This is a genomic window from Hahella sp. HN01 (genome assembly GCF_018986435.1).
In the GTDB taxonomy this organism is placed as follows: Bacteria; Pseudomonadota; Gammaproteobacteria; order Pseudomonadales; family Oleiphilaceae; genus Hahella.
Genome location: NZ_JAHMIN010000038.1, coordinates 41,778 through 65,982, shown reverse-complemented (window position 1 = coordinate 65,982; position 24,205 = coordinate 41,778). Strand labels below are relative to the sequence as shown.

Sequence of the window (24,205 nt, the reverse complement as noted above, 5' to 3'; positions counted from 1 at the left end):
GCCGGCACGAAAGAAAGGGGATCTCAAAAAGAAAGTTCGATCCCATATGTGTATGTTGCAAAAGAAGCCTTCGAGGGTGAAAAAATACTTTAACCACCCAAGCATCAAATATGCGGCATAGAATGCCTATATCGATGCCGGATTAATATATTCATGAAGGTGGAAGTGGCTGGCTCGTACTATTTTGGTCTACGAAATGGCGAGAAGATTGAAGAAATAGATATCTTTCCTTTCGTTAATGGTGAGAGAGTTTCTCCATGTAATACCGAACATTATCTGTGGGTGCATCGAGACTCGATCCAATGGGACTCAGTCGAAATGGGGTATGAATGTAAATACTCTATGGCTGAGCTGTTGCTTGATTAAGTGCAGATACGGCTTAGTTTTACGTTTGGTTAATGATTAATATGCATGGCGACTTTTGTGTGCTTTTAGTATGTCTGAAATAAAACCAAATAAAATCAAGGCTAATAAAGATCTTTGGCCTGAAGCTGTTAAAAACTCTCATGACTTTCAGGACCCACTATTTGATTATTATTACGACATTCAGTACATGTGCCGGAAATGTAAGAAGGAGGCTGTCTGGTCTGCGGAACAACAAAAGCACGAGGCAGAAGTACTGAAGAAAGTGTATTACGGAAAAGTTCTCTGTGAGCCCTGCTATAAAAAATATAATTCACTGAAAGGAAGGATTCGTGAGTATGAGCGGCTGTGGCTGCTGGAGACGGAGTCCAGTAAGGCTCATGCAGAGTATATAGCGAAATGGCTCGCCGATATTCAGGAGTTTAAGACATACACAGATAAATATAATCGGGGTATGGAGCATAAATTGCGCAGATTATTGGAAGTAAATCAATAAAATTAACGCGAGCTACAACATGAGCAACCAGTATGAAGTTGTAACGATTGAAAACGATGTCCTCATTGTGGGCGTAGAAGGTTGTGATGATGGATATATACTCTGGCAGAGAGGGTTGACTGAGGATACTGGTTCCGAGGATGGAATCTATTTTGAGTTTGATGACCAAATTAATGGCGATTTTAACTGCATAAAGAAATGCGTGGTCGGCAACGATGGTATTCGTGTGGCGATGACGGATGGTAAATCGATGCACTTTTACTTCAAGGAAGGCTTCAACAGGTTCGAAGAATTGAAATCGGGCTTATTACAAATCTATCAAGGCAGTGAAGACATACTTGAGTTTCATTTCTGAGGCGGGCCGCCCTCATATCAGTGGATTAGAGGCGCAAGAGGACGGCTATTATTTTGAATTGCTCCCTGCATGCTGACTTAAGCTGCCGAAGACTCCACCTCTTCCGTACGAGTGCTGATAATCTGATCAAGCTGCAAGCCGCCTTTCGCCGCAAAATCCAGTGTGCGAATCGGGAAGGGGATGAGGATATCGGCATCGTCCAGCGCCTTCTTCACGGCTACGACGCCTTTGTGCTGGGCGGTCATGAAGTCTACTTTTCCGGTGGGATAATCGATCCAATACCACACAACCAAATTGATGCTGCTGTCGCCGAAGCCGGTGGCGAATACCTGGGTTTCCGTGCCGTTGCGGTTGAAATTCAGAGCGTCGATGGCTTTGGTGATGGCCTTGGCGGCTTTGTCGATGTCGTCGGCGTAAGAAATGCCGACTTGGATTTCCAGGCGGCGTTGACGGGTGATGGAGAAGTTCGTCAGTTTGTTGGTGAAGACGGCTTTATTGGGAAGAATGACCCGTTGTCCTGAAAACGTCAGGATATGGGTATTGCGCAGATTAATCGCCTCTACGGTACCCATAATGTCTGCGGTCGCCACGATGTCTCCCACCCGAAATGGCTTGCGAACGCCCATGAATATCCCGGCGATAAAGTTCTCGGTGAGGTCCTGAAACGCGAAGCCCAACGCCAGACCAATGATCCCGGCCCCGGCGAGGAGTGAGGTGACGGTGCCTTGCAATCCCACAAAGCCCAGTGAGACGAAGACGCCGATAGCAACCAGTACAATATGCACAATGGTGGAAAGAAGATTCGCGACTTCCACTGAATCCAATGAGCGCACCAGCACCCGCTGGGTGAGGTTGGATACGGCTTTGGCTATGTACAAAAACAGGAAGAAAAACACCAGGGCCACGATGGCGCTAGGCAGGTTGGCCAGTGCGGTTTCCGCCCATTCCTGAATGGAAGACCAGACAATGTCGACGGCTTTTTCAAATTCTATTATGTCCATTGCTTAATCCTTAATCTGTTCATACAACAAATACGACGATGTGGGCGAACCCTCTCTACGTCTGAGTACCTGGAACTGGTAACGCAGAAATCGTGCCGGTTTTACCCTCGGGCGGCGTAACGCTCCACCGTCCTCTACTCATAAAAAAAGGCCACCGAAGTGGCCAAAAAAAGGAAGGTAGGATAAATGTGGAGGGTATCGTTTGGGTGGGATAGGGCGAGGATTACTCCTCGAGAAGGCTGCCCAACATCCAGACAGCCTGTTCGTGGGAAGTCAGTCTATTAACCATAAGGTCCTCAGTCGCAAAGTCCTCGGCCTTTTGCGCCGCGGCGATACACTTTCTACAGCTTGCGACTGTGCCCTCATGGGCGGAAATCAATTCTTTAATCAAAGCTGTCGCTGTCCGCTCTTCTTTGGGGGAAATCGTGGAAAATTCCGCCATGCGGGACAGGGTGCCGGGAGCTTTGTAGCCGATGGCGCGCATGCGCTCGGCGATATCGTCGATGGTTTCGGCGAGCTCTTTGTATTGTTTCTCAAACAACTCATGCAGTGCGAAGAAACTCATGCCCCGGACATTCCAGTGGGCGTATTGGGTGTAGAGGTACAGGCTGTAAGTGTCGGCGAGCACGCGCGCCAGTTTGTCGGCGACTGAGTCCGCCTTGTTCTCTTTAATGCCCATATCCGGGGATGTAGCAGTCAGGTCGAGTTTTTTAGCGTGCTGATTCATAACCTCTCCTAGGTTTGGTTGCTTTCCCTGAATACAGCAGAAACCGGGCCAGGTTTTGAAAATATTTAAAATTGCTTATATATCAAATTGTTATGTGTGTATAAGGACATTGGGAGAGTAAGTTTTGTTCAGAAGAGAGCGCGCTGCGACTGCAAGTTTTGCAATGGCTTTGCAAAACTTTCTCTGAGGAGGGTGATTCAGGCTCATAGGCGTCGCCCCGAGCCTGAATCGAGGAAAGCTATTCGGGTTTATTTTGCTCAAATTGTTTGAGCTGGCTTTCGCTCGCAGGTTTCTGATGTTTGGCTTTCCACTCATCGTAAGGCATGCCGTACACGATTTCCCTGGCTGCGGCGTCTTCCACCTGTTCTCCTCGTTCTTCCGCCGCGGCGTGATACCATTTGCTCAGACAGTTGCGACAGAAGCCGGCGAGGTTCATTAAATCGATATTCTGAACCTCGGTGTTGTCCTGCAGATGTTTGACCAGTCGGCGAAACACCGCTGCTTCGATTTCGGTTTGGGTTTTAGAGTCCATAATTCAGCCTTGTTCTCAGTGAAATAAAACGTACTTGACAACACCCCATTTGCCTGGCCTCCATCGAAATGGCGGTTCAGCAAGTCATTGGCAAGTTCAGCCGCAGGTCAATATCCATTAGATAAACCGCGGTTTGTAGAAAATATGCGCGGACAAATAGCGGACAAATAGCGGACAAGCAGAAGAAAGCTATATGTCCTCAAGGTTGATAGTGTAAACGATTGATTCCGCTGCGTTGAGATCTGACGAAGCAAGATCGCAGTCCCAATGTATTATGGCGCGTCGCTGTCAGCATTGGGCGGCGGTTGAAAGCCTTCCGGCGTTTTGCCCTGAATGTGATAGGCGAAGGCGATAATTTCCGCGATAACGCGATACAGCAACTCAGGTATTTCATCGCCGAGATCCAGTTGCGCCAGAGAACGCACCAACTCTGGATTCTCGTACAAGGGAACGCCATGCTCCCGGGCGATGGCGATGATCTCCTCCGCGAGGTCCGCTTCGCCTTTGGCGGAAACCTTGGGCGCTTGTTTGCCATCGTAAAACAGGGCAATGGCCTGCTGGACGTCGTTTTGAGACGTTTCCTGGGAGTAATTGTCTTGCGTGTCCTGTTGTTTTTTTGTCATGCGCGTTCGTCAATCAGTTGGCGGGATATCGGTGCGGAAGGCGTTGGCGGCGCGCCTTTACGCACCGCCAGATCGCCCACTTCAAGGCCCCAGTCCTGCAGACCTTTGCGCAGGCGCGGCAACTCTTCCGTGACCAGTCCCAGTGTCTTTTGCTCCATCGCCCAGAATGTGGCGGACACTGTTCCTTCCGTATACAGGACCTGGCTTTGCATGGGGCCGAGTCCCTCCAGGTCGAAGGCGAGTACAATTTTCCAGCGGCTTTTCTTGTTGTCTTTAGCGCCGTTGCGCTGCTCTTTTTCAAAGCGCATCTGAATGCTATCCATGCGTGGAGCGGCGACAGGCACCTCCACAAACCACACTTGCGCTCCGGTTTGGTCAGGCCCCGCGCTGAGATTTTGTTGCAAGGCGTTTAATTGATGACTATGCAGACGCGCGGTGGCCTGCGCCAGAGCGCGCAACATTTCGCCAGCGTCCAAATTGGCGGGCAGGGGAGGCCGTCCGCCTTCGCGTCCCATCGGTGGCGGAAATTGCAGTGGATGTCCACCGGTCGCCATGCCCGGCTGCTCCGCTGTCTGTCGGGTTAGCCAGCTGACCAGTTGTTCCCAGTTGGCGGGAAGCGGGCTATCAGGAAGACGATTGAGCTGCGCCAGCGTGGCGCCCAGCGCTACCGTCAGCAATGCCTTGATGTCCTGAGGCGCGACGCTCAACAGGCGTGGTTCAGCGCCAGAGGGCGTGGCGGATTTGTCGGGCGCCGCCGTACGATTCTCCGCCAGCGTTCGTAGTAAATGACGCTCCAGCCCCGCGCCGGATTGCTGAATCGCCTGTTTCAGCCCCCCAGCTTCGCTGACTCGCGGCGGCGTTGGTAGCGCCTGGTTCAGTTTATCGAGCGTTTGCGCCAGATCTCTCGGCAACCGCGTATCAGAGGACAGTCGCACTAACGCCTCCAGATTACGGCGAAGATCCCCCTGTAAGGGCAGCCACTTGGACAACGTTTGTAATGTCGTGGCGAGCAGCGCCTGCGCGGGCTCTGTTTGCGGCGGCGCCAGAGCGTCGACGACTTTCAGGCCCAATGCGGTGACCTGAAGTTGCAGCACCTTGCCGACCAGCCAGTCCTGAGGAAGTTGCGCCGTGCGGATGTCAGTTTGCAGCGGCTGCGGCAAGCCTTCAGCGCTCATTATCAAACGCCAGGACGGCGTGGCGGAGGTTTGCGCGTTGGGAGTAGGGCTGGGCGTTGTTGTGTTGGGTGAGGGGGAGATATCGGTGATGCGGGCGGAGAATAGGTTGCCGACTTTCTGCACGATAGCGGACAGTTCCGCCTGTATCTTAGGAGGGAGAGAGTTGGTGCGAGTGGGCGCCGCCGCGGCGTCGGGCTGAACTTTCATCGCTTTTTAACATTTCTCCCACAATAAAATGATCTTAATCAGGGCTATGCACTGACCATCCGGGGAAAGCTGGGCTATAATGCGCCCGTTTTTACAAAGCTTAAGCGCGAGCGGGCCACTTTTCTAACTCTTTTCCGTTATTGTTGACGACTTTTCGGAAAAAGCGCCAATTTGTTATTCTTGCGCCGCTTTATTTCCGGTTGTTCCGCGTTGTTCTGCACGCCAGAGGCGCACACAAGAGGCTGCTTTAGTAATTATGACAGGTCAAACTCCTCTGCTTGAGGCCAAGAATCTCCAGTGCGAGCGAGATGACCGTATCCTGTTCGAAAACCTGTCCTTCTCCGTCGATCCCGGGGACGTCGTGCAGATTGAAGGCCCCAACGGGGCTGGAAAAACCACCTTACTCAAACTTCTATGCGGACTGGCTCCATTGCGTCAGGGCGAGTTGTTCTGGCGTGGCGAACGTATGTCGCAGGCGCGCCCACAGTTTCTTTCCTCACTGCTGTACCTGGGCCATAAAACCGGCGTTAAGGCGTTGTTGACCCCGCTGGAAAATCTCCGCGCCTGGTGCGCTCAACGTGAAGACGTGAATGAAGAGCGCATGATGGCGGCATTAGAAACGGTCGGCCTCGCCGGCTATGAATATTCACCCTGCAATAGTTTATCCGCTGGCCAACAGCGGCGGGCCGCGCTGGCGCGCTTGCACGTGTCCTCCGCGCCTTTATGGGTGCTGGATGAAGCTTTCACAGCCATCGATAAAAAAGGAGTGGCCCAGCTGGAAGCGTTGCTGCGTGAAAAAGCCAACGCCGGCGGCGCGGTGATTTTGACCACTCATCACAGTTTGCATTTGTCCGGCGAAGTGCGCCGCATTCAATTGGGGGCTGCGTCTTGACGGAAGTAGGCGTATGGGCGGGCTTTTGCGCCGTAGTGAGACGGGATTTGATGCTGGCGTTCAGACGTCCTCAGGAGCTGGCCAATCCGCTGGTGTTCTTTGTGATGGCGGTAAGCCTGTTTCCGCTTGGCGTCTCGCCGGAAAAGAGCTTTTTGGCCCCGGCGGCGGCGGGCGTGGTATGGGTGGCGTCGTTGCTGGCGACCTTGCTTTCTCTGGATGCCTTGTTTCGGGCGGATCATGAAGACGGATCGCTGGAGCAGTTGACCCTGGCGCCTCAGCCTCTGTTTATTCTGGTTCTGGCGAAAGTCTTCGCGCACTGGCTGACGACAGGGCTGCCCCTGATATTGCTGAGCCCGGTGCTGGCGCTGATGCTGCATGTGGATGAAAGCCTGCTCGGCGTCCTGATGCTGTCGCTATTAGTGGGCACGCCGGTTCTCAGTCTGATTGGCGCCATTGGCGCGGCCCTGACTGTGGGGTTGCGCGTAGGCGGGGTTTTGATTTCATTGTTGGTGCTGCCCCTGTATATTCCCGTGCTGATCTTCGGGACCGGCATGGTGCAGAGCGCAGCGGCCGGTATGGATTACACCGCCACGCTGGCTATGTTGGGCGCAATATTGGCGCTGTCGCTGACGTTGGCGCCATTCGCCGCGGCGGCAGCGCTTAAAATCAGCGTCTCCAACTGAGACAATAAAACAGGCTGGCGCGACGCCTTGTATAGGCGATGCGGCGGCGGACTGAATAGCTTGGATACAGATAACAGAAGCGATTATGTGGGAAGCATTTAAACAGTGGTTTCACCGGTGGGGATCGCCCAAATGGTTTTACGAGCGCAGCCTAGTGTGGTCGTTCTGGTTGGGTTGGGGCGCCATGATCCTGTTGCCTATTGGTATTGTCTGGGGCTTGGCGTTCGCGCCTCAGGACTATCAGCAGGGCAATAGCTTCCGCATTATCTATCTACACGTGCCCGCCGCCATCCTGGCGCAGTCCTGTTATATGATCATGGCGGTCGCCGGCTTTGTCAGTCTGGTCTGGCGCATGAAAATGGCGGATGTGGTGTTGAAGTGCGCGGCGCCGATTGGCGCGTCTTTTTGTTTTCTCGCTTTATTTACCGGCGCGGTCTGGGGCAAACCGACCTGGGGAACCTGGTGGGAGTGGGATGCGCGCCTCACCGCCATGTTGATATTACTGTTCCTGTATTTTGGCGTCATCGCTTTGGAAGCCGCTATCGAAGACAAGATCACCGCAGGCAGAGCCGCGGCGGTGCTGAGTCTGGTGGGCGTGGTGAATATTCCCATCATCAAATACTCCGTAGAGTGGTGGCGCACCCTGCATCAGCCCGCCACCTTCAAGCTGACGGAAAAGCCCGATATGCCAGTGGAAATGTGGGCGCCGTTGCTGGTGATGGTGATAGGGGTCTACTGCTTCTTCGGCTATTCGCTTTTCTTACGAAGTCGTAATGAGATAATCGAACGCGAACGCCGTACCCTATGGGTCCGCGAGCTCTTGGCGAAAGAGGGGAAAGTATGAACTTCGAAAGCCTCAATGAATTTTTCGCAATGGGCGGCCATGGTCTATACGTCTGGTTGGCCTACGGCGCGGGTGGACTGGTGTTCCTATATAACCTGGCTGCGCCGAAACTAAAACGCGGCAGCCTCGTCAAAAGATTGTCCCAGCAGTATAGAAGGGAGAAGGCGTCCCAATGAATCCCAAGCGCAAGCAGCGTTTAATTATCGTGTCATTCCTGGTGATCGGCGTCAGCGCGACGGTCGGTTTGATCATGACCGCGCTCAGCAACAACGTGAATCACTTTTATAACCCTACCGAAGTCGTGCAAGGCGCCGCTCCTATCGATAAAAGCATTCGCGTGGGCGGCATGGTGGTTGACGGCAGCGTGAACAGAGATGGGAAATCCCTGGCGGTCGCTTTCACCGTGACGGATTACAACAACAACGTTAATGTCAAATACACCGGCATCCTGCCAGACCTCTTCAGAGAGGGGCAGGGCATCGTCGCCACCGGCAAACTGGACGCCCAAGGCGTTTTCCAGGCGGAGGAAGTGCTGGCCAAGCACGACGAAAAATACATGCCGCCGCAAGTGCAGCGCGCGCTCGACAAGGCGCAGGACGCCGCGCCCGCACAGACTTACTGAAGGAATGACGTATGATTGCTGAGCTGGGTCACTTCGCACTGATTTTAAGTTTCTGCTTCGCTATCCTGTTGGCGTTTGTGCCTATCACTGGCGCCTGGATTGGCGACCGTCTTTGGATGCGCTTGTCTCGCCCTCTCGCGGGCGCCCAGTTTCTGATGGCGATTGTGGCGTTCGCCGCATTGACCGCCAGCTTTTTGCGGGACGACTTCAGCGTCCGCTACGTGGCGGGCCACTCCAACAGCCTGCTGCCCTGGTATTACAAATTCAGCGCCGTGTGGGGCGGCCATGAAGGCTCACTGTTATTGTGGGCGCTGATTTTGACTGGCTGGACCGCCGCCGTGGCCAAGTTCAGCAAGCAATTGCCGCTGGAAATGGTGGCGCGCGTACTGGGCGTCATGGGCATGATCAGCATCGGCTTTATGTTGTTCATCCTGATGACCTCTAATCCCTTCTTGCGTTACCTGCCGAATTCGCCGCAGGACGGCGCGGATCTGAATCCCTTGTTGCAGGATTTCGGTCTGATCGTGCATCCGCCCATGCTGTATATGGGCTATGTCGGTTTCTCCGTCGCTTTCGCCTTTGCGGTGGCTGCGCTGATGGGCGGTCGTCTGGACGCAGCCTGGGCGCGTTGGTCGCGTCCCTGGACGACGGTGGCCTGGGCCTTCTTGACTCTAGGTATCGCCTTGGGCAGCTGGTGGGCCTACTACGAGCTGGGCTGGGGCGGTTGGTGGTTCTGGGACCCGGTTGAGAACGCGTCCTTTATGCCCTGGTTAGCGGGAACTGCTTTGATTCACTCTCTGGCGGCGACGGAAAAACGCGGCGTTTTCAAGAGCTGGACGGTTTTGCTGGCGATATTCGCCTTCTCGCTCAGTCTGTTGGGCACCTTCCTGGTCCGCTCCGGCATTCTGACCTCGGTGCATGCGTTCGCCGCAGACCCTGAACGGGGCCGCTTCGTGCTCATGATGCTGGGCGTGGTCATTGGCGGCTCGCTGCTGCTGTACGCCCTGCGCGCGCCCGTGGTGAAAAGCCGCATTGGCTTCAGTGAAACCTCCCGGGAAGTGTTCCTGCTGGTCAACAACATCATTCTGGTGGTCGCTATGCTGACCGTGTTGATCGGTACGCTGGCCCCGCTGGTGGCGGAATGGATGGATAAAGAAATTTCCGTCGGCGCGCCCTATTTCAATTTGATGTTCTCCCTGTTGGTTCCCTTGTTGGTCATCGTGATGGGCGTGGGCATGTACAGTCACTGGAAGGACACCAAGGCGGCGCAGCTGCTCGGTCCTGTCCCTATGTTTCTGGTGATCAGCGCCGTTACCTCCGTTGTGATTCCCTGGATGTACGGGGAAATTCATTTGATGGCGGTTATTGGCGTCTTCATCGCTGTTTGGCTGTTTGCAGCGACCCTGCGCGACGCGTGGCTCAAAAGCGCCTCCTCGCAGGGACGTATGCGCGGCTGGCTGCGCACCTCGCGGAGCTACAAAGGCATGGTGCTGGGGCATCTGGGCTTGGCGGTGACCATCGTCGGAGCCACGATGGTGTCACAGTACACCGTGGAGCGGGACGTACGCCTGGCGCCAGGGCAGTCGGTTGAGCTGTCGGGCTTCACCTTCCGTTTTGATGAAGAAACCCAGCGTCGCGGTCCTAACTTTATCGGCGATCGCGCCACAGTCTCTATTCTCGACAGTGACGGCGACGTGCTGCATGTTCTGCATCCGGAAAAACGCCGCTATCAGGTATCCGGTAATATTATGACGGAAGCAGGCATCGACCCGGGCCTGTTCCGGGATCTCTACGTTTCTCTGGGCGAGTCTCTGGAAGATGAGTCCTGGACCATGCGCGTCCAATATAAGCCTTTCGTGCGCTGGCTGTGGCTGGGGGGCGTGTTTATGGCCTGGGGCGGCTTCCTGGCGGTGGCGGACAGACGTTATCGCATCAAGCTGAAACGCAAACTATCAACGGCGGAAGCCATGGATAGCAGCGACGCACAGGCTCAACCTCGCGGCGACGCCGATGCGCTCGGAGGACGGCAGGCGTGATGAAGCGGTTATTCTTATTTGTTCCTCTGCTGGCCTTTGTTGCGGTAGTCATTCTGTTTAATCAGAACATGGACAACGATCCCTCCAAGCTGGAGTTGGCGCGCAAGGATCAGCCTGTGCCGACATTTAAGCTGGGCGAACTGTACAACCCTGGCCGGGAGCTGACTCCTGCGGATCTTAAGGGCGAGCCCATGCTGCTCAACGTCTGGGCGACCTGGTGTCCTTCCTGTCGGGTCGAGCACCCTTATTTGCTTAAATTGGCCAAGGAATACAACGTTCCGATCATTGGCTTGAACTACAAAGATGATCGCGATGCGGCGAAGAAGTGGCTTGAGACGCTGCAGGACCCTTATCGCTTTGTGATTTTCGACCAGGAAGGACGTTTGGGTCTGGATCTGGGCGTGTATGGCGCGCCTGAGACCTATGTGATCGACGCCGCCGGCGTGATTCGTTATCGCCATGTGGGCGTAGTAAACGAAAAAGTCTGGCGGGAGACCCTGGCGCCGATGCTGCGCAATTTGAAGATGGCGAACGCCAACGCGGTTGAGGAGCCTGGTTCATGATCGCGCAAAGATTACTGATCTGCCTGACTGCGCTGTGGATGTCTTCTGCCGTCTGGGCCATTGATGATTACCAGTTCAGCAGTGACGAAGGTCGTGAGCGTTATCAGACACTGACTTACGAGCTGCGCTGTCCCCTGTGTCAAAACCAGAATATCTCCGACTCCACGGCGCCCATCGCCAAAGATTTGCGTCGTGAAGTGCATCGAATGATTGAAGAAGGGAAGAGCGATGACGACATCGTTGACTTCATGGTGGCCCGTTATGGCGATTTCGTGTTGTATCGGCCGCGGCTGAATGCGCAAACCGCCGCTTTGTGGTTGGGACCGGTGACGGTGGTGACTCTGGGCTTATCTATTTTGCTGTACGTCGCTCGTCGTAGACGTCGCTCTCTGGGAGAGTCTGCTGAATTGAGCGATGAAGAGCAGGCGCGCTTGCGGGCCTTATTGCAGCAAACCTCTTCCGAAGAATCTGAGCAGAAATAACAGGCATTCCGAATGACAGTATTCTGGCTGGCTATCGTCCTTCTGGCGGTTTTGGCGATAGCGATCATCGCCGTTCCTTTGTTGTCCATCCTGAAATCCGGTTCGCAGGGCGCTGGCGCGCGTCGCGATACCGCCAACGTGGCGTTGTTTGAAGACCGTCTGACGGAGCTGCGTGCGGAGCTGAAAGCCGGACAAATCAGCGATGCGGAGTTTCATGATCTGCATATTGAGTTGGAAAAGTCACTGTTGAACGACGCGGAGCCGGGCGCGCAGAACACCGCGTACCGCAGTAGCCGCATGCGCCAGGTTCTTGTGCTGGTGCTGGTAGTTGTGGGAGTGCCGGTGACGGCGCTGCTGATGTATCAGCAGGTTGGCGATTATAAAGGCCTGCGTCAGGTGGAGTGGATGAAAGAGACTCGCCTGCAATTGGCTCTGGCTGGCAATGATCCGGAAGAGATTTTGCGCCGTTTGCGCGATCGTCTTTTGGAGCAGCCGGACCATGTCGAAGGCTGGGCGCTATTGGGGCGCTCCCTGATGACCATGCAGCGCTACGCGGAAGCGGAAGAAGCGTTTCGCCACCTGGCGGAGTTGCTTGCGGCGGAAGGCGAAAACCCCGCCGGCGCTCACGGATTGCGCGCACAGGCGCTGTTCTTCAAGGAAGGACGTTTGAGCGCTCCGGTCAGGGCGGCTCTGGAGCAGGCCCTGAAAACCGACCCCAACGAAGGGAGTTCACTGAGTATTCTTGGCGTGGCGGCGTTCCAGGAGCAACGTTACGCCGAAGCCGCCAAGTTCTGGCGTCGCATTATTGAGCTGAATCCGAACGACCCTAACGCCGCTGCGATTCGTAATGGCGTAGCGAGAGCGGAGCAACTGGCGGCGGAGCAGGCGAATCAGCAGCCCGCGCAGGCGGCGGGCGGAGCCAGTCTGCAGCTGCAAGTCAGTCTGGGTGAAAGTCTGAATGGCCAGGCTGAGCCTGGTGATACTGTATTTATCCTTGCGCGCCCTGCGGACGGCACGCGCATGCCGTTAGCGGTGGTGCGTAAAACCGTGGGCGAGTTGCCTGTCAGCGTCACCTTGGATGACTCCATGGCCATGGGGCCGATGGCGAAGCTGTCCTCCGCTGAAACGGTGGAAGTGGTGGCGCGGGTGTCCAAATCCGGTTCGCCGCAACCTCAGCCAGGCGACCTGCAGGGCGTCGTAGGCCCAATCCAACTGCGCGCGCAAAACGAGCCGCTCAATCTGGTGATTGACCAGCTGGTGCAATAGCTCATGCGCCGGCGGCGTTACTCACTGAGTAGCGCCGCCTTGATTTCCTCCATCCGCTCCCGATTGACGCCGAAATCCCGATAGCCCAGCCGGGACGCCGAGCGCAGATGTATCACGCCTGTCTGCCGATCCAATAGAAACTCTACATCGTCCACAAAGCGGAATACGAATGATGTGGCTTCCGCGCGGATGTAATCGGGCTTGCGTTGGGTGATGCGGATATTGCCGGCGTTTTCCAAAACAGTGGGCAGCCGTTCCCACATCTGTGTCGCTTTGTCGTTGTAAAGGGGCGTAATGAAATGCTCCGCGTCGTTGGGATCGCTGAAGCTGCTGACGCAGTTAGGGCTTTCGGGGCAGGGCGTCAGACGCCCGTCATGGGCCCCGAGTCCTGCTGGGGGCGTGCTGCCGCAGGCGCTGAGGCCTGCGGCGATAACAAAGATTGTCCATTTTGCTGTGTTGCTCATCGCTCCTTCTCCGCTGCGCATTGGCGCAGACTTTGGTTAAGGCGTGAAATACAGCTGTAAGATCAGTCGCCTTGTGCGTTAAATGCCTGACCAGTAACGCCAATGCTGTCTTTACCCATCAGATAAAGATAGACATTCATGATCTCTTCAGGCGTTGGGTTTTTCGTGGCGTCTTCCGCCGGATAGGCCAGCGCGCGCATGGCGGTGCGGGTGGCGCCGGGATTGACGCTGTTGACGCGAATGCGTTTGTCGGCGTCATCCAGTTCGTCCGCCAGCACCTGCATCATGCCTTCAACGGCGAATTTGGAGACGGCGTAAGCGCCCCAGTAGGCTTTGCCTTTGCGGCCGACGCTGGAGGAAGTGAAAACGATCGAAGCGTCTTCGGACTCGCGGATCACCGGCATCAGGGAGCGAGTCAGCAGAAATGGCGCCATGGCGTTTACTTGCATTACGCGCGCCCAGCTGTCCGGGTCATAGTGCTCCAGCGGGGTGCGGTGGCCCAGAATAGCGGCGTTATGCAGCAGTCCGTCCAGTCGGCCGAACTCTTCACGGATGGCGTTGGCCAGATCGTCATAATCCTTCGCCACCGCGCCTTCCAGATTGACGGGAAAAATCGCGGGTTTCGGGCCGCCTTCCGCTTCGATTTCATCGTAGACGTCTTCCAGCTTTTTGGTGGTGCGGCCGCTGAGAATGATGGTGGCGCCGTGTCGGGCGAAGGTCTTCGCCGCCGCACGGCCAATTCCCGCGCCCGCGCCTGTGATCAGGATTACGCGGTCGTGTAGAAGGTCGGCGGGGGCTTGATAAGAATACATAATGCGTGTTTTCTCTCGTCGTGATCTGTCTTTAATGTGCAGTGACTTTCGATTATAACGCCCGAGGGGAAATCAAAGCACTTGTTTCAGCAGGGCGGCGACATCCTCCACAGAGTGCGCCACGTGGTCCGCATTCCAGGCCAGGGCCGCCTCGGGCTCATCCAGATAGCCGTAAGCGGCGGCGATGGTGAGCATGCCGGCATTGGCGCCGGCCTGAATGTCGCGTATATGATCGCCGACATACCAGCATTTCTGCGGGTCGCAGTCCGCCAGACGCGACGCCAGCAACATGGGCTCAGGGTCCGGTTTGGTGCGGGAGACGTCGTCGGGACACACCAGTGCGGCCATGCGGGAGCTCAAGCCCAGCGCTTCCAGCAGCGCTTCGCTGTACAGTCTGGGTTTGTTGGTGATGACCCCCCAGTGAATTCCTTGGCCTTCCATCAACGTCAGTAGCGTTTCAAAGCCTGCGAACAGGCGGCTGTCGACGGCGATATGGCGCAAATACAGGTCCAGCAGCTCCTGACGCAGCGGCTCAAAATCGGCGTCTGTCTCTTCCATGGCGAAAGACAGCTTCACCATGGCGCGGGCACCATCGGACACCGTTTTACGCACGGCTTCGTACGCCATGTCAGGCATGCCGCGTTGACTGCGTTGCATGTTCATCACCCGAAAGAAGTCGGGGGCGGTGTCGATCAGGGTGCCATCAAGATCGAAGAACACGGCCTCTGGACGGTAAAGTCGCGTATCCGTCATCAGGCGTCCTTGAGCGGTTTGACCGCGTGCATGAGGTAGTTGACGTCCACGTCGTCGCCCAGCTTGTATTCTTTCAGCAACGGATTGTAGGTCATGCCTCGCATTTCACACAGATCGAGATCAGTGCGACGCAACCAGGCCGCCAGCTCGCTGGGCTTGATGAATTTCTTCCATTCGTGAGTGCCTCGCGGCAGCATTTTCAGCACGTATTCCGCGCCGACGATGGCGAATAGAAAGGACTTGGGATTGCGATTGATGGTGGAGAAGAACAGGTCAGCGCCGGGTTTGGCGACGCGAGCGCAGGCGGCGATGACTGAGGCGGGATCGGGAACATGCTCCAGCATTTCCATGCAGGTCACCACATCGAAAGACTCCGCTTCGGCTTCCGCTAGCTCCTCAATAGTGGTGCGGCGATAATCCACGCTGACGCCAGATTCCAGTCCATGCAGACGGGCCACGGACAGCGGCGCTTCGCCCATATCGATGCCGACCACATGTGCGCCGCGACGCGCCATGCTCTCGCTGAGAATGCCGCCGCCGCAGCCTACGTCCAACACTCTTTTGCCGGGCAGGGCGGCGCGCTCGTCAATAAAGTCGAGCCGCAGCGGGTTGATCTCATGTAGGGGTTTGAATTCGCTTTCCGCATCCCACCAGCGATGGGCGAGATCTTCAAACTTTTTCACTTCACTCAGATCGACGTTCTCAACGGGAGTCATGTATCCGTTTCCTCTGAATTGGTCGGAAGGGGCCGTGATGCGGCCCCATGCGTACGCTTCGGCGGGCTATTTTAATTGGCTTCGGCGGTGTTGGCGATTCTCTCGCGCCAGGCGTCTACCTTGGTCCGTAGCTCGCGGACGTCCATATTGATCAGCTTCTGCTCTTTCACCTGGGCCACGCCGGAGGTCCAGACATGGCTGACCTGGCTGGATTTGGTGGAATAAGCCAAATGCGAAGCGACGTGATACACCGGTTGTACTTCGATGCCGCTCAGGTCTACCGCCATAATGTCCGCCCACTTGCCAGCTTCCAGAGAGCCTGTGACGGACTCCATGCCCAGCGCCTTCGCGCCGTTGATGGTGGCGATTTCCAGCGCCTGGAATGCGCTGACGGCGGCGGCGTCCTGCGCCACGGCTTTCGCCAGCATCGCAGCGGTTTGCAGCTCGCCCAGCATGTCCAGATCGTTGTTGCTGGCGGCGCCGTCGGTGCCGAGAGCCACGTTCACGCCAGCTTTCAGCAGACGGTCCAGAGGACAGAAACCACTGGCCAGCTTCAGGTTGGATTCCGGGCAGTGAACTACATGCGCGCCGGTTTCCTGCAGAATCTCCAGATCGCGATCGTTAATCTGGGTCATGTGTACGCATTGCGTGTTCGGCGTCAGCAGGCCCAGTTCGTATAGACGTTCGGTCGGACGCTTGCCGGTTTTCTCCAGGCCTTCCTGCACTTCGCCAGCAGTTTCGTGAAGGTGAACCTGTACAGGCATATCCAGCTGGTTGGCCAGCGTCACCACCTGCTCGAACTTGTCGTCGGAAACGGTGTAAGGAGCATGGGGACCGAAGCCGATGCGAACCAGATCGCTGTGCTTGTATTCGTCGTGCAGGGCCAGACCTTTGTGGATGGACTCTTCCGCTGTCGCCGCGCCGGGAACCGGGAAATCGATGACCGGGAACACAATCTGGCAACGCATGCCGAGACGGGTGGCTTCTTCGGCCACGGCATCCGGATAGAAATACATGTCGCTGAAAGTGGTGGTGCCGCCCAGCAGCATTTCCGCCATGGCCAGTTTGGAGCCGTCGCGAACGAATTCGTCGCTGACCCATTTGCCTTCCGCAGGCCAGATATGGTGGCTCAGCCACTCCATTAAAGGCAGGTCGTCCGCCATCCCGCGGAACAGGGACATGGCCAAGTGGCCGTGGGTGTTGATCAGGCCGGGCGCCACGACGTGGTTGGGCAGGTCGACCGTTTCTTTGGCGGCGAAACGCGCTGTCGCCTCGGCGGCGTCGCAAACGCCTACAATTTTGCCTTCGGATACGGCGACGGAGGCGTTTTCAAGAACGACTCCCGCAGGTCTGACGGGGATAACCCAACGCGCATTTATCAATAAATCAACGCTTTCTTGAGCCACAGCTACACTTCCTATATCTATTCAAAATCAGCGCCAAGTATACCTATAATACAAGGGGATAAGTAGGGCGCAGGGCTTAAATGACGTATAATGCCGGCCCGGACCAGCAGATTTTCGCCCGGTTCCGTTTTCTGACCATTTGATCAATTTATTGGGGCGCGCCACATGTCGCAATCTTCCGTTTCCGCCATTCGCTGGGCGAACAATCAACTTATTCTGCTAGATCAACGCAAACTGCCGCTGCAGGAAGCTTATGTTCACTGCGTCACTCACGTTGAAGTGGCTGACGCCATCCGCCAGATGGTGGTGCGCGGCGCGCCGGCGATCGGAATCGCGGCGGCCTATGGCGTGGCGTTGGCGGCGGCGGAGTTCAGTTCCGACCGGGATCGCATGCATCGCGCCCTGGAAACGCTGGCGGATTCACGACCGACGGCGGTGAATTTGTTCTGGGCCCTGCGTCGCATGCGGGATCTGATTGACGCCTCATCCGCCGCGGACCTGTTCCCTCTGTTGGTGGAAGAAGCGACGCGCATCCACGAAGAAGACCTGCAAGCCAACCTGACCATGGGTGAGCTGGGCGCTGATCTGATCGCAGAAAGCGGTCGCGGCGCGTTGTTGACCCATTGCAACACCGGCAGTCTGGCCACTGGCGGCTATGGCACCGCACTGGGCGTGATTCGATCAGCCTACCGTCGCGATCTGGTGACGGAAGTGTTTGCGGATGAAACCCGCCCCTGGCTGCAAGGCGCAAGACTGACCGCCTGGGAGTTATGCCAGGACGATATCCCCGTCAAACTGATCGCGGACTCCGCTGCGGCGCATGTCATGAAAACCTGTGCGGTGAAATGGGTGATTGTCGGCGCCGACCGCATTACCGCCCATGGCGACGTCGCTAATAAGATCGGCACATACGGTCTGGCGGTGCTGGCGCGTCATCATGGCGTCAAATTCATGGTGGCGGCGCCGTCCAGCACCATTGACTTCGAACTGTTCAGCGGCGCGGATATTCCTATTGAAGAACGCACTTCCGATGAGCTGAAGTTCGTACAGGGAACCCCGTTGGCCCCGGAAAAAGCCAACGCCTTCAACCCTGTCTTCGACGTAACGCCGGCGGAGCTGATCGACGCCATCGTCACCGAACGCGGTGTGGTTTTACGTCCGAATGCTGAGAAAATGCGTAAATTGCAATAATCTCGTCGTCTGTGCGCATCATTTTCTGAGCACGGGCGAATACGGGAAGGATGATATTCCTTCCCGGGCTGCTATCTTTATCAGGGGAGGGCGGTTTTCAGCGGGACGCGAAACCGCGAGAGCAGAACTTATCTTCGCCAGTGGCGCGTATAATTTATGCAGGAACCCATCATCCCGGAGAATGAATCGCAGCGGCTTGTCTGTCTGCACTCGCTGTGCATTCTGGACACAGAGCCGGAACAGCGTTTTGACCGCATCACCAAGCTGGCGGCCTCGCTGTTTAATGTGCCCATTGCGCTGGTGTCACTGGTCGACGCTGAACGCCAGTGGTTCAAATCGAAGGTGGGGCTCAACGCGTCGGAAACCGGTCGCAATATCTCATTTTGCGGGCACGCTATTTTGCAGCGGGAAGTGCTCTATGTGCCCAATGCCCTGAAAGACCCCCGATTTTCCGATAACCCCCTGGTCACTGGTCCTCCTCACATTCGTTTTTACGCTGGCGCTCCGCTGAGTCTGGATGAGACCCACCGTATTGGCACGCTCTGTCTGATTGACGTTCGCCCCCGTCGTTTTAACCAGGAACAACTGCAACGCCTGCAGGATTTGGCTGGTTGGGTGGAAAGAGAGCTGCATATGCTGCGCCTGGCGGATCTTTCGCACATGAACGCCCATCAGGAAGCCTATCTCACTTCCATTCTGCAAGCGGTTGTCGAAGGGATTGTGACGGTAAATGCCGATGGCGTGATTGAAGCCGCCAATCAGGCGATGAAGGAGATGTTGTGGGTCTCTGGCGAGCAGCTGAATGGCGCTCATTTTTCTCAATGGCTGAAAAACGATGCGCCTCTACTGGAGTTATTGCAGCGTGGACAAGAAGGCGACGCCGACGTCCGGGACGGCATTCATCGCCTGGAGGTGGAATTGATCCGCAGCAGCGGTGAGACATTTCCTGCTCAGCTCAGCTTCCGCCAGATGGAAATGGGCGACGCAATGAGGTGGGTTGGCAGTGTGGCGGATATTTCCGACCGCAAACGCGCGGAGGCCATGAAGAAAGAGTTCGTGTCGGTGGTCAGCCACGAATTGCGCACTCCGTTGACCTCCATAAAAGGCGCCTTGGGACTGCTTTCGGCGACCTTGGGTCCGGAGCTGAACGAACAGTCAGCGAAGTTGCTGTCGATTGCCTCAAACAACAGCGAACGTTTGCTGGCGCTGGTGAACGATATACTCGATATCGAGAAGCTGGAAGCGGGGCATGTGGACATAGCGTTGGAGGAAACCGAACTACTGGCCGAGCTGGAGCAGGCGCTGAGCATGAATGGACCCTACGCCAAGGCTCGTAATGTGACGATGCAGCTTGAGCATGGCGCCGGTGACGTTATTGTTGGAGTGGATAAACGCCGCTTTCAGCAGGTGATGAGCAACCTGATTTCCAATGCGGTCAAATTCTCTCCCGCGCAGGGAAGGGTGACGATTCGCAGTCGATTGTCCGGCGGCGGCGAGGTGTTTATTGACGTCGTGGATGAAGGCGTGGGAATCAGTGAAATAGATCAGGCGCGCATCTTCGATAAATTTTTCCAGGCGCCGCCTTCCGGTCGTCAGGCGGTGGCGGGTACGGGACTGGGGCTCAGTATTGTGCGGGCGTTGATTGAGCAGATGGGCGGCGGGGTCAGCGTCAAGTCACAGCTGCACAAAGGCAGCTGTTTTACACTGCGTTTACCTGCCCGTTGCCGGGAAATCCGCGCTTGACTTAAAAGCTCAAGAACGAGGCAGCCCAATAGCGAAACGCACGCCGCGCGCGGTGTTCTCCACTTTGATCCGCGCCTGATGGAAATCGGCGATCAGTTTGACGATAACTAGGCCCAGGCCCAGGTGTAGTTCCTGTCCGCCGTCCTGGCGCACGCTCATAAACGGCGTAAACAGCTTCTCCTTGATGTATTCCGGAATAGGGTCGCCTTCGTTTTCAACGTAGATCCAGCGCTCCTGTTTAGCTTCTTCGACGCCGATGTAAATGGCCCCGTCCGGTGCGGTAAAGTCCCTGGCGTTCTCCAGTAATTTGTCCACCGCCTGGGCGATCAGCTCGGCGGAAATGTCCGCCACAATTGGCGCTTCCGGCAATTCAAGCTCCAGTCGGCGCGGCTCCACGAGGGGGCGATAAGACTGCTGCAACTCGCTGATCAGCTCGCTCAAATCAAAGGTTTCAAGGCTTTGCGACTGAATCGTGGCTTCCAGACGCGACGCCTGCCGCATGGCGGTAAGCAGGGCGCTGATGCGTTCAGCGCCGGCGCGGGCCCGACCCAGATACTCCTGCTTTTCCTGTTCATTGTCGGCGCTTTCCAGTAACTGCAGGGAGGAGCTGACGATAGCCAGCGGCGTGCGACATTCGTGGGTCAGCTTGCTGGCGAAGGACTCCATATATTCTGAATAACTGCGTAATTGGGTCAGCATTTCGCTAAAGCTGCGCGACAGGTCGCCCAGCTCGTCCGGCAGCCGTGAGGCCTGGAAGCGGCCGCTGAACTTGGTCTCCGTATCCAGTGCGGAAACGATACCTTTGCTCAAATGCGTGATGCGCCAGGACAGCCAGGAGGCGTAGCCGAACAAGATGAGCATGATGACGATCAACAGCGCCACAGAGCCGCCGACGGCTGCGAACAGGGCGTCATTGGCTACGGCGGCGATTTGCGGCGTACGCTGCTCCAACTGCACCCAGCCCAGTAATTTCCCTGTCTCGCTTTTAACGGGATAGCGGGTGATCAGGTTGGCGAGTTCCGAGGTGGCGCTGGCGTCCCAGGTGGAGCGCGGCGCGTCGGCGGCGAGGGGCTGCGACTCCGACGCCTGTGAAACGCCGTCCACCGCCCAGCGCAGCAGGCGGCGCATGGCCATGCGCCAGACGTCATCCTGCATGCCAATGTAGCGCATCAGGTCGTTATCGTATTCCAGCAGGGTTGCGCCCTGAGCGTCGGTCAGGCGTAAACGGGTGTATTCAGGCGTTAATTCCTGAGCCTTGTGGATCAGGCCTGGCGGCGCGAAGTTCAACAACATGGGCTCAGCGTCGCTGCCCAGAACATCCAGCGTATTACGGTTGAACACCCAGGCGGCGGATTTGTCTATGTCGATCCAACGCAGGCTGAAGCCGTCCTGCAAGGAGGCGAGGGGAATGCGCAATTCCAGGATGAAGCCAGGGCCGTCCTCCTGCCACATGCCATGCACGCTGCTCCATGATCCAGCTAAGCGGGCTTTGATTTGTCCGGGCCCTTCCGTTTCCAGCATCGTCACCGCCTTGCCGCCGGCGAGATAGCCGGTGATCAGTTCGAAATGGTCCGCTGGCTGGCTGCGGGCGCTGGGCTGTCGGTATTGAATGGATGCGTCATTGGCGGCGACCAATAGATACAGGTCCTGCCCGTCGGTGGCGGCTTTGACTGCACGGATGGAATCCGGTTTCGGGTCTGACAAGGCGGGAATTTCCGCCCAGTCGTCCTGATAACCGTCCAGATAAATAGGCGTATCATACTGGCGTACATTGAGAATGCGGCCGCCTATCGAAGCCGGCGTCGGCCATTCCGGGCGCAGCAGGGAAGCGATAAAACCCGCCAGCTGGATATGATTCTGCTGTTGGGATTCCCGCAGGCTCTGTTCTATCTGTTTGGCGAACTGAATGACCGCCCACGGCAGCAACAGCATGACGCAGGCGATCAGGATAAGCTGGCGACGTAGTTTCATGCGTCAGCCTAAGGTTGTGTCGAATCCCAGCGATATCCCATGCCGTAGGCGGTGTTAATCGCCCGGAAGTCCGGGTCCACCGCCTGGAATTTTTTGCGGATGCGTTTGATATGCGAGGTGATGGTGCTGTCGTCGAGAACGGCGTTGGCGGCGTCCATCAATTGAGTGCGGTTTTTGACGTGCCCAGGGTGTCGTGACAGCGCGTGCACGATCCAGAACTCAGTGACCGTCAGCATGATGGGCTCATCGTTCCAGAACGCCTGCATACGGTCAATGTTGAGTTTAAGCTGCCCACGGGTGATGAGTTCGTCCTGCTTCTGATTGGCGGCCTGCAAGGCGTCGAGACGGCGAAACAGGGCGACGATGCGGGTGAGCAGATAGGGAATGCTGATGTCTTTGGTCAGATAATCATCGGCGCCCAGGCGCAGTCCAGATATCTGATCGAACTCGCTGTCCCGGGCGGTCAGAAAAATAATGGGGACCTGGGAGGACAGCCCGCGCACTTCGCGGCACAGCTCAAAACCGCCTTCTACATCAGAACCCAGACCCACATCAATGATCACCAGGTCCGGCAGTTGCACGCGAAAGCGTTCCATGGCGGAGGGACGGGAATCATAGGTTTCCACCTGATAGCCGTGTTTCTTCAACGCCTCACTGTAATTGGCGCGGATCAGAGGCTCGTCTTCAACTAAGGCAATTCTGCGGGTCATTTCACACCTATCGACAAAGAATGGCGCTATTAGAGCACGCCTGAATTTCTCTGCTCAAGAGAAGCGGGGCGCATTGCCACAATTCGTCATTTTTTGATCGACGCTTTGACGGTTTTTTAGCAGATAAACCGCTTAATTCTTGAGTGAAATGTAAAACGACTGCAACAAAACGGTTACTAAACTGACAGAAACAGTCTGAGTGTCCCGCAGTCGCTTAACCGGAACATCACTGCTGTACCCAAGAGGAGATACGCTATGAGCGAGAAACTTCAAAACGCCTCTAACGCGCCATCACAATCGAAAGCCATGCGTTATGGCTTGGCGCTGCTGACCTTCGCCGCGATTGTCTGCGCACAAAACCTTTGCTTCATGATCGACAACCAAATTATCTGATTAATACTGCGACAAGATGCACGAACGCTTTCCTGGAACTCAACCGCGCCCAGGTCAATGCGGTTGAGTTACCTCCGTCCCTGATTCATACTCCCCAAGGCCGCAAGAGCCGCGCCGATTCACTCGGCGACAAAATCATAAAATGAGCAAATCAAACCCCGGTTGTTGAATCTATTCATCAGATAAAGGGGAACATCATGCGCGCGCTGCTGTGCAAAGAGCATGGACCGGCGGATACGCTGGTCATTGAAGACACTGCCGAGCCCGAAGTAAGTGGGGCTAACGTTCTGGTGGACGTTAGAGCCGCCGGCCTTAATTTTCCCGATACCCTGATCATTCAGGGGAAATACCAGTTTCAGCCTCCCATGCCCTTTAGTCCCGGCGGAGAAGTCGTCGGCGTAGTGAGTGCAGTGGGAGATAAAGTGAAGCGGCTAAAACCCGGCGACCGCGTCATGGGGCTGACGGGCTGGGGCGGCTTTGCGGAAAAAGTAGCGGTTCCCGAATCCAACCTGATTCCAGTTCCTGCGGGCGTAGACGATATCGTCGCCGCCGGGTTTGTCATGACTTACGGCACATCCATGCATGCATTGACTCAGCGCGGCCGACTACAGGCCGGTGAGACGTTGTTGGTGCTGGGCGCGGGCGGCGGCGTTGGGCTGGCTGCGGTGGAAATCGGCAAGGCCATGGGCGCTAAGGTGATTGCTGCGGCCAGCTCAGCGGAAAAGCTGGCGGCGGCTCAGGAGGCAGGGGCGGACGCGACTATTAATTACGCCGAAACGGATTTGAAGGAAGCCATAAAAGCGATGACGGAGGGGCGCGGCGTGGATGTGGTCTATGACCCGGTCGGCGGCGCTCTGACGGATAAGGCGCTGCGCTCCATGGCCTGGGGCGGACGACATCTGGTGGTTGGTTTCGCCAGTGGCGAGATTCCCAAGCTGCCGGCGAACCTGACCTTGCTGAAAGGATGCGAGGTCGTGGGTGTCTTCTGGGGCGCTTTCACACAACGTCAGCCTCAGGACAATCTGCAGAATTTCCAGCGCATGTTCCAGTGGATGCAAGAGGATCGTCTGCAGCCGCGGGTCAGCAAAGTGTATCCGTTCGAGCAGGCGGCGCAGGCCATCTCTGATATGGCGGAGCGCAGGCTGGTGGGAAAAGCGGTGGTGCGAATCGCGGAATAGG

Annotated in this window: 27 protein-coding genes; 15 read left to right on the top strand and 12 right to left on the bottom strand. The window is 56.4% G+C overall.

Annotated elements, in window-relative coordinates; all coding sequences use genetic code 11:
• Positions 1–436: 436 nt before the first annotated feature.
• Together KP814_RS26925 and KP814_RS26920 are read left to right on the top strand one after the other, a co-directional pair.
• The gene (locus KP814_RS26925; protein ID WP_216739679.1) at positions 437–859 is read left to right on the top strand and encodes a zinc-ribbon domain containing protein; all 423 of its coding nucleotides are present in this window, start codon (positions 437–439) and stop codon (positions 857–859) included.
• Between the two features lie 19 nt (positions 860–878).
• Positions 879–1,214, top strand: coding sequence for a hypothetical protein (locus KP814_RS26920; protein ID WP_216739678.1), 336 nt, complete (start codon positions 879–881; stop codon positions 1,212–1,214).
• A gap of 77 nt (positions 1,215–1,291) precedes the next feature.
• Here the strand turns inward: KP814_RS26920 and KP814_RS26915 are convergent, their stop codons facing one another.
• The 5 genes from KP814_RS26915 to KP814_RS26895 all read right to left on the bottom strand — a co-directional run bounded on the left by KP814_RS26915 (position 1,292) and on the right by KP814_RS26895 (position 5,479).
• Positions 1,292–2,215, bottom strand: coding sequence for a mechanosensitive ion channel family protein (locus KP814_RS26915; RefSeq protein ID WP_216739677.1), 924 nt, complete (start codon positions 2,213–2,215; stop codon positions 1,292–1,294).
• A 223-nt stretch (positions 2,216–2,438) separates the two neighbouring features.
• The gene (locus tag KP814_RS26910; RefSeq protein ID WP_216739676.1) at positions 2,439–2,942 is read right to left on the bottom strand and encodes a Dps family protein; all 504 of its coding nucleotides are present in this window, start codon (positions 2,940–2,942) and stop codon (positions 2,439–2,441) included.
• Positions 2,943–3,180: 238 nt separating this feature from the next.
• Positions 3,181–3,474 carry a DUF1244 domain-containing protein gene (locus KP814_RS26905; RefSeq protein WP_216739675.1) on the bottom strand — a complete coding sequence of 98 codons (294 nt, stop codon included), beginning with the start codon at positions 3,472–3,474 and terminating at the stop codon, positions 3,181–3,183.
• A 272-nt stretch (positions 3,475–3,746) separates the two neighbouring features.
• The gene (locus KP814_RS26900) at positions 3,747–4,097 is read right to left on the bottom strand and encodes an EscU/YscU/HrcU family type III secretion system export apparatus switch protein (protein ID WP_216739674.1); all 351 of its coding nucleotides are present in this window, start codon (positions 4,095–4,097) and stop codon (positions 3,747–3,749) included.
• Complete coding sequence (locus KP814_RS26895; protein WP_216739673.1) at positions 4,094–5,479, bottom strand: flagellar hook-length control protein FliK; 1,386 nt, start codon at positions 5,477–5,479, stop codon at positions 4,094–4,096. Before KP814_RS26895 ends, KP814_RS26900 begins: the two co-directional genes overlap by 4 nt.
• A gap of 256 nt (positions 5,480–5,735) precedes the next feature.
• Here KP814_RS26895 and ccmA point away from each other — a divergent pair, with 256 nt between their 5' ends.
• The 9 genes from ccmA to ccmI all read left to right on the top strand — a co-directional run bounded on the left by ccmA (position 5,736) and on the right by ccmI (position 12,867).
• Positions 5,736–6,371: a cytochrome c biogenesis heme-transporting ATPase CcmA gene (gene ccmA / locus KP814_RS26890; protein ID WP_216739672.1), complete on the top strand. Its 636-nt coding sequence runs from the start codon at positions 5,736–5,738 to the stop codon at positions 6,369–6,371.
• Positions 6,368–7,054, top strand: coding sequence for a heme exporter protein CcmB (ccmB, locus tag KP814_RS26885; RefSeq protein WP_256446155.1), 687 nt, complete (start codon positions 6,368–6,370; stop codon positions 7,052–7,054). The genes ccmA and ccmB overlap by 4 nt, the downstream gene beginning before the upstream one ends.
• Before the next feature lie 85 nt (positions 7,055–7,139).
• Positions 7,140–7,898 (top strand): heme ABC transporter permease, encoded by a 759-nt coding sequence (locus tag KP814_RS26880; RefSeq protein WP_216739671.1) that lies wholly within the window; start codon positions 7,140–7,142, stop codon positions 7,896–7,898.
• Positions 7,895–8,074: a heme exporter protein CcmD gene (ccmD, locus tag KP814_RS26875; protein WP_216739670.1), complete on the top strand. Its 180-nt coding sequence runs from the start codon at positions 7,895–7,897 to the stop codon at positions 8,072–8,074. Before KP814_RS26880 ends, ccmD begins: the two co-directional genes overlap by 4 nt.
• On the top strand, positions 8,071–8,520 hold the full coding sequence (gene ccmE, locus KP814_RS26870) for a cytochrome c maturation protein CcmE (protein WP_216739669.1): 450 nt from the start codon (positions 8,071–8,073) through the stop codon (positions 8,518–8,520). Before ccmD ends, ccmE begins: the two co-directional genes overlap by 4 nt.
• Before the next feature lie 11 nt (positions 8,521–8,531).
• Positions 8,532–10,556 carry a heme lyase CcmF/NrfE family subunit gene (locus KP814_RS26865; RefSeq protein WP_216739668.1) on the top strand — a complete coding sequence of 675 codons (2,025 nt, stop codon included), beginning with the start codon at positions 8,532–8,534 and terminating at the stop codon, positions 10,554–10,556.
• Positions 10,556–11,119 carry a DsbE family thiol:disulfide interchange protein gene (locus KP814_RS26860; protein WP_216739681.1) on the top strand — a complete coding sequence of 188 codons (564 nt, stop codon included), beginning with the start codon at positions 10,556–10,558 and terminating at the stop codon, positions 11,117–11,119. Before KP814_RS26865 ends, KP814_RS26860 begins: the two co-directional genes overlap by 1 nt.
• Positions 11,116–11,601, top strand: coding sequence for a cytochrome c-type biogenesis protein (locus KP814_RS26855; protein WP_216739667.1), 486 nt, complete (start codon positions 11,116–11,118; stop codon positions 11,599–11,601). Before KP814_RS26860 ends, KP814_RS26855 begins: the two co-directional genes overlap by 4 nt.
• 12 nt (positions 11,602–11,613) lie before the next feature.
• Positions 11,614–12,867: a c-type cytochrome biogenesis protein CcmI gene (gene ccmI / locus KP814_RS26850; RefSeq protein ID WP_216739666.1), complete on the top strand. Its 1,254-nt coding sequence runs from the start codon at positions 11,614–11,616 to the stop codon at positions 12,865–12,867.
• Positions 12,868–12,884: 17 nt separating this feature from the next.
• On the opposite strand, the gene KP814_RS26845 is transcribed toward ccmI, so the two are convergent.
• The 5 genes from KP814_RS26845 to KP814_RS26825 form a co-directional block, all read right to left on the bottom strand.
• A complete protein-coding gene (locus KP814_RS26845; RefSeq protein WP_216739665.1) occupies positions 12,885–13,331 on the bottom strand; it encodes a DUF1499 domain-containing protein in 447 nt (148 codons plus the stop codon).
• Positions 13,332–13,393: 62 nt separating this feature from the next.
• Positions 13,394–14,143, bottom strand: coding sequence for a YciK family oxidoreductase (locus KP814_RS26840; protein WP_216739664.1), 750 nt, complete (start codon positions 14,141–14,143; stop codon positions 13,394–13,396).
• A 72-nt stretch (positions 14,144–14,215) separates the two neighbouring features.
• Positions 14,216–14,896 carry an HAD family hydrolase gene (locus KP814_RS26835; RefSeq protein ID WP_216739663.1) on the bottom strand — a complete coding sequence of 227 codons (681 nt, stop codon included), beginning with the start codon at positions 14,894–14,896 and terminating at the stop codon, positions 14,216–14,218.
• Positions 14,896–15,612 (bottom strand): bifunctional 2-polyprenyl-6-hydroxyphenol methylase/3-demethylubiquinol 3-O-methyltransferase UbiG, encoded by a 717-nt coding sequence (gene ubiG / locus KP814_RS26830; RefSeq protein WP_127971952.1) that lies wholly within the window; start codon positions 15,610–15,612, stop codon positions 14,896–14,898. Before ubiG ends, KP814_RS26835 begins: the two co-directional genes overlap by 1 nt.
• 71 nt (positions 15,613–15,683) lie before the next feature.
• Positions 15,684–17,018, bottom strand: a complete 1,335-nt coding sequence (locus KP814_RS26825; RefSeq protein WP_127971950.1) for a TRZ/ATZ family hydrolase — start codon at positions 17,016–17,018, stop codon at positions 15,684–15,686.
• Between the two features lie 165 nt (positions 17,019–17,183).
• Here KP814_RS26825 and mtnA point away from each other — a divergent pair, with 165 nt between their 5' ends.
• Together mtnA and KP814_RS26815 are read left to right on the top strand one after the other, a co-directional pair.
• Positions 17,184–18,209: an S-methyl-5-thioribose-1-phosphate isomerase gene (gene mtnA / locus KP814_RS26820; RefSeq protein WP_216739662.1), complete on the top strand. Its 1,026-nt coding sequence runs from the start codon at positions 17,184–17,186 to the stop codon at positions 18,207–18,209.
• Positions 18,210–18,365: 156 nt separating this feature from the next.
• Complete coding sequence (locus KP814_RS26815; protein WP_216739661.1) at positions 18,366–19,952, top strand: ATP-binding protein; 1,587 nt, start codon at positions 18,366–18,368, stop codon at positions 19,950–19,952.
• A gap of 9 nt (positions 19,953–19,961) precedes the next feature.
• Here KP814_RS26815 and pdsS read toward each other — a convergent pair whose 3' ends face one another.
• Positions 19,962–21,923, bottom strand: coding sequence for a proteobacterial dedicated sortase system histidine kinase (gene pdsS, locus KP814_RS26810; protein WP_216739660.1), 1,962 nt, complete (start codon positions 21,921–21,923; stop codon positions 19,962–19,964).
• Positions 21,924–21,931: 8 nt separating this feature from the next.
• The gene (gene pdsR, locus KP814_RS26805) at positions 21,932–22,633 is read right to left on the bottom strand and encodes a proteobacterial dedicated sortase system response regulator (protein WP_127971942.1); all 702 of its coding nucleotides are present in this window, start codon (positions 22,631–22,633) and stop codon (positions 21,932–21,934) included.
• A 255-nt stretch (positions 22,634–22,888) separates the two neighbouring features.
• Between pdsR and KP814_RS26800 the strand changes: the two genes are divergently transcribed.
• Together KP814_RS26800 and KP814_RS26795 are read left to right on the top strand one after the other, a co-directional pair.
• Positions 22,889–23,026 carry a hypothetical protein gene (locus tag KP814_RS26800; RefSeq protein ID WP_216739659.1) on the top strand — a complete coding sequence of 46 codons (138 nt, stop codon included), beginning with the start codon at positions 22,889–22,891 and terminating at the stop codon, positions 23,024–23,026.
• 197 nt (positions 23,027–23,223) lie between these two features.
• Entirely contained in the window at positions 23,224–24,204 is a 981-nt protein-coding gene (locus tag KP814_RS26795; protein WP_216739658.1) for an NADPH:quinone oxidoreductase family protein, read from the top strand.
• Position 24,205: the final 1 nt, after the last annotated feature.

What these genes read in the sequence shown, in the direction of transcription:
- KP814_RS26845 (WP_216739665.1), bottom strand. Translation starts at nt 13,331, where the DNA reads ATGAGCAACACAGCAAAATGGACAATCTTTGTTATCGCCGCAGGCCTC.
- ubiG (WP_127971952.1), bottom strand. Translation starts at nt 15,612, where the DNA reads ATGACTCCCGTTGAGAACGTCGATCTGAGTGAAGTGAAAAAGTTTGAA.
- KP814_RS26835 (WP_216739663.1), bottom strand. Translation starts at nt 14,896, where the DNA reads ATGACGGATACGCGACTTTACCGTCCAGAGGCCGTGTTCTTCGATCTT.
- mtnA (WP_216739662.1), top strand. Translation starts at nt 17,184, where the DNA reads ATGTCGCAATCTTCCGTTTCCGCCATTCGCTGGGCGAACAATCAACTT.
- KP814_RS26905 (WP_216739675.1), bottom strand. Translation starts at nt 3,474, where the DNA reads ATGGACTCTAAAACCCAAACCGAAATCGAAGCAGCGGTGTTTCGCCGA.
- ccmD (WP_216739670.1), top strand. Translation starts at nt 7,895, where the DNA reads ATGAACTTCGAAAGCCTCAATGAATTTTTCGCAATGGGCGGCCATGGT.
- pdsR (WP_127971942.1), bottom strand. Translation starts at nt 22,633, where the DNA reads ATGACCCGCAGAATTGCCTTAGTTGAAGACGAGCCTCTGATCCGCGCC.
- ccmE (WP_216739669.1), top strand. Translation starts at nt 8,071, where the DNA reads ATGAATCCCAAGCGCAAGCAGCGTTTAATTATCGTGTCATTCCTGGTG.
- KP814_RS26910 (WP_216739676.1), bottom strand. Translation starts at nt 2,942, where the DNA reads ATGAATCAGCACGCTAAAAAACTCGACCTGACTGCTACATCCCCGGAT.
- KP814_RS26925 (WP_216739679.1), top strand. Translation starts at nt 437, where the DNA reads ATGTCTGAAATAAAACCAAATAAAATCAAGGCTAATAAAGATCTTTGG.
- KP814_RS26895 (WP_216739673.1), bottom strand. Translation starts at nt 5,479, where the DNA reads ATGAAAGTTCAGCCCGACGCCGCGGCGGCGCCCACTCGCACCAACTCT.
- pdsS (WP_216739660.1), bottom strand. Translation starts at nt 21,923, where the DNA reads ATGAAACTACGTCGCCAGCTTATCCTGATCGCCTGCGTCATGCTGTTG.
- KP814_RS26800 (WP_216739659.1), top strand. Translation starts at nt 22,889, where the DNA reads ATGAGCGAGAAACTTCAAAACGCCTCTAACGCGCCATCACAATCGAAA.
- KP814_RS26795 (WP_216739658.1), top strand. Translation starts at nt 23,224, where the DNA reads ATGCGCGCGCTGCTGTGCAAAGAGCATGGACCGGCGGATACGCTGGTC.
- KP814_RS26915 (WP_216739677.1), bottom strand. Translation starts at nt 2,215, where the DNA reads ATGGACATAATAGAATTTGAAAAAGCCGTCGACATTGTCTGGTCTTCC.
- KP814_RS26865 (WP_216739668.1), top strand. Translation starts at nt 8,532, where the DNA reads ATGATTGCTGAGCTGGGTCACTTCGCACTGATTTTAAGTTTCTGCTTC.
- KP814_RS26855 (WP_216739667.1), top strand. Translation starts at nt 11,116, where the DNA reads ATGATCGCGCAAAGATTACTGATCTGCCTGACTGCGCTGTGGATGTCT.
- KP814_RS26840 (WP_216739664.1), bottom strand. Translation starts at nt 14,143, where the DNA reads ATGTATTCTTATCAAGCCCCCGCCGACCTTCTACACGACCGCGTAATC.
- KP814_RS26920 (WP_216739678.1), top strand. Translation starts at nt 879, where the DNA reads ATGAGCAACCAGTATGAAGTTGTAACGATTGAAAACGATGTCCTCATT.
- ccmI (WP_216739666.1), top strand. Translation starts at nt 11,614, where the DNA reads ATGACAGTATTCTGGCTGGCTATCGTCCTTCTGGCGGTTTTGGCGATA.
- KP814_RS26880 (WP_216739671.1), top strand. Translation starts at nt 7,140, where the DNA reads ATGTGGGAAGCATTTAAACAGTGGTTTCACCGGTGGGGATCGCCCAAA.
- ccmA (WP_216739672.1), top strand. Translation starts at nt 5,736, where the DNA reads ATGACAGGTCAAACTCCTCTGCTTGAGGCCAAGAATCTCCAGTGCGAG.
- KP814_RS26860 (WP_216739681.1), top strand. Translation starts at nt 10,556, where the DNA reads ATGAAGCGGTTATTCTTATTTGTTCCTCTGCTGGCCTTTGTTGCGGTA.
- KP814_RS26900 (WP_216739674.1), bottom strand. Translation starts at nt 4,097, where the DNA reads ATGACAAAAAAACAACAGGACACGCAAGACAATTACTCCCAGGAAACG.
- KP814_RS26815 (WP_216739661.1), top strand. Translation starts at nt 18,366, where the DNA reads ATGCAGGAACCCATCATCCCGGAGAATGAATCGCAGCGGCTTGTCTGT.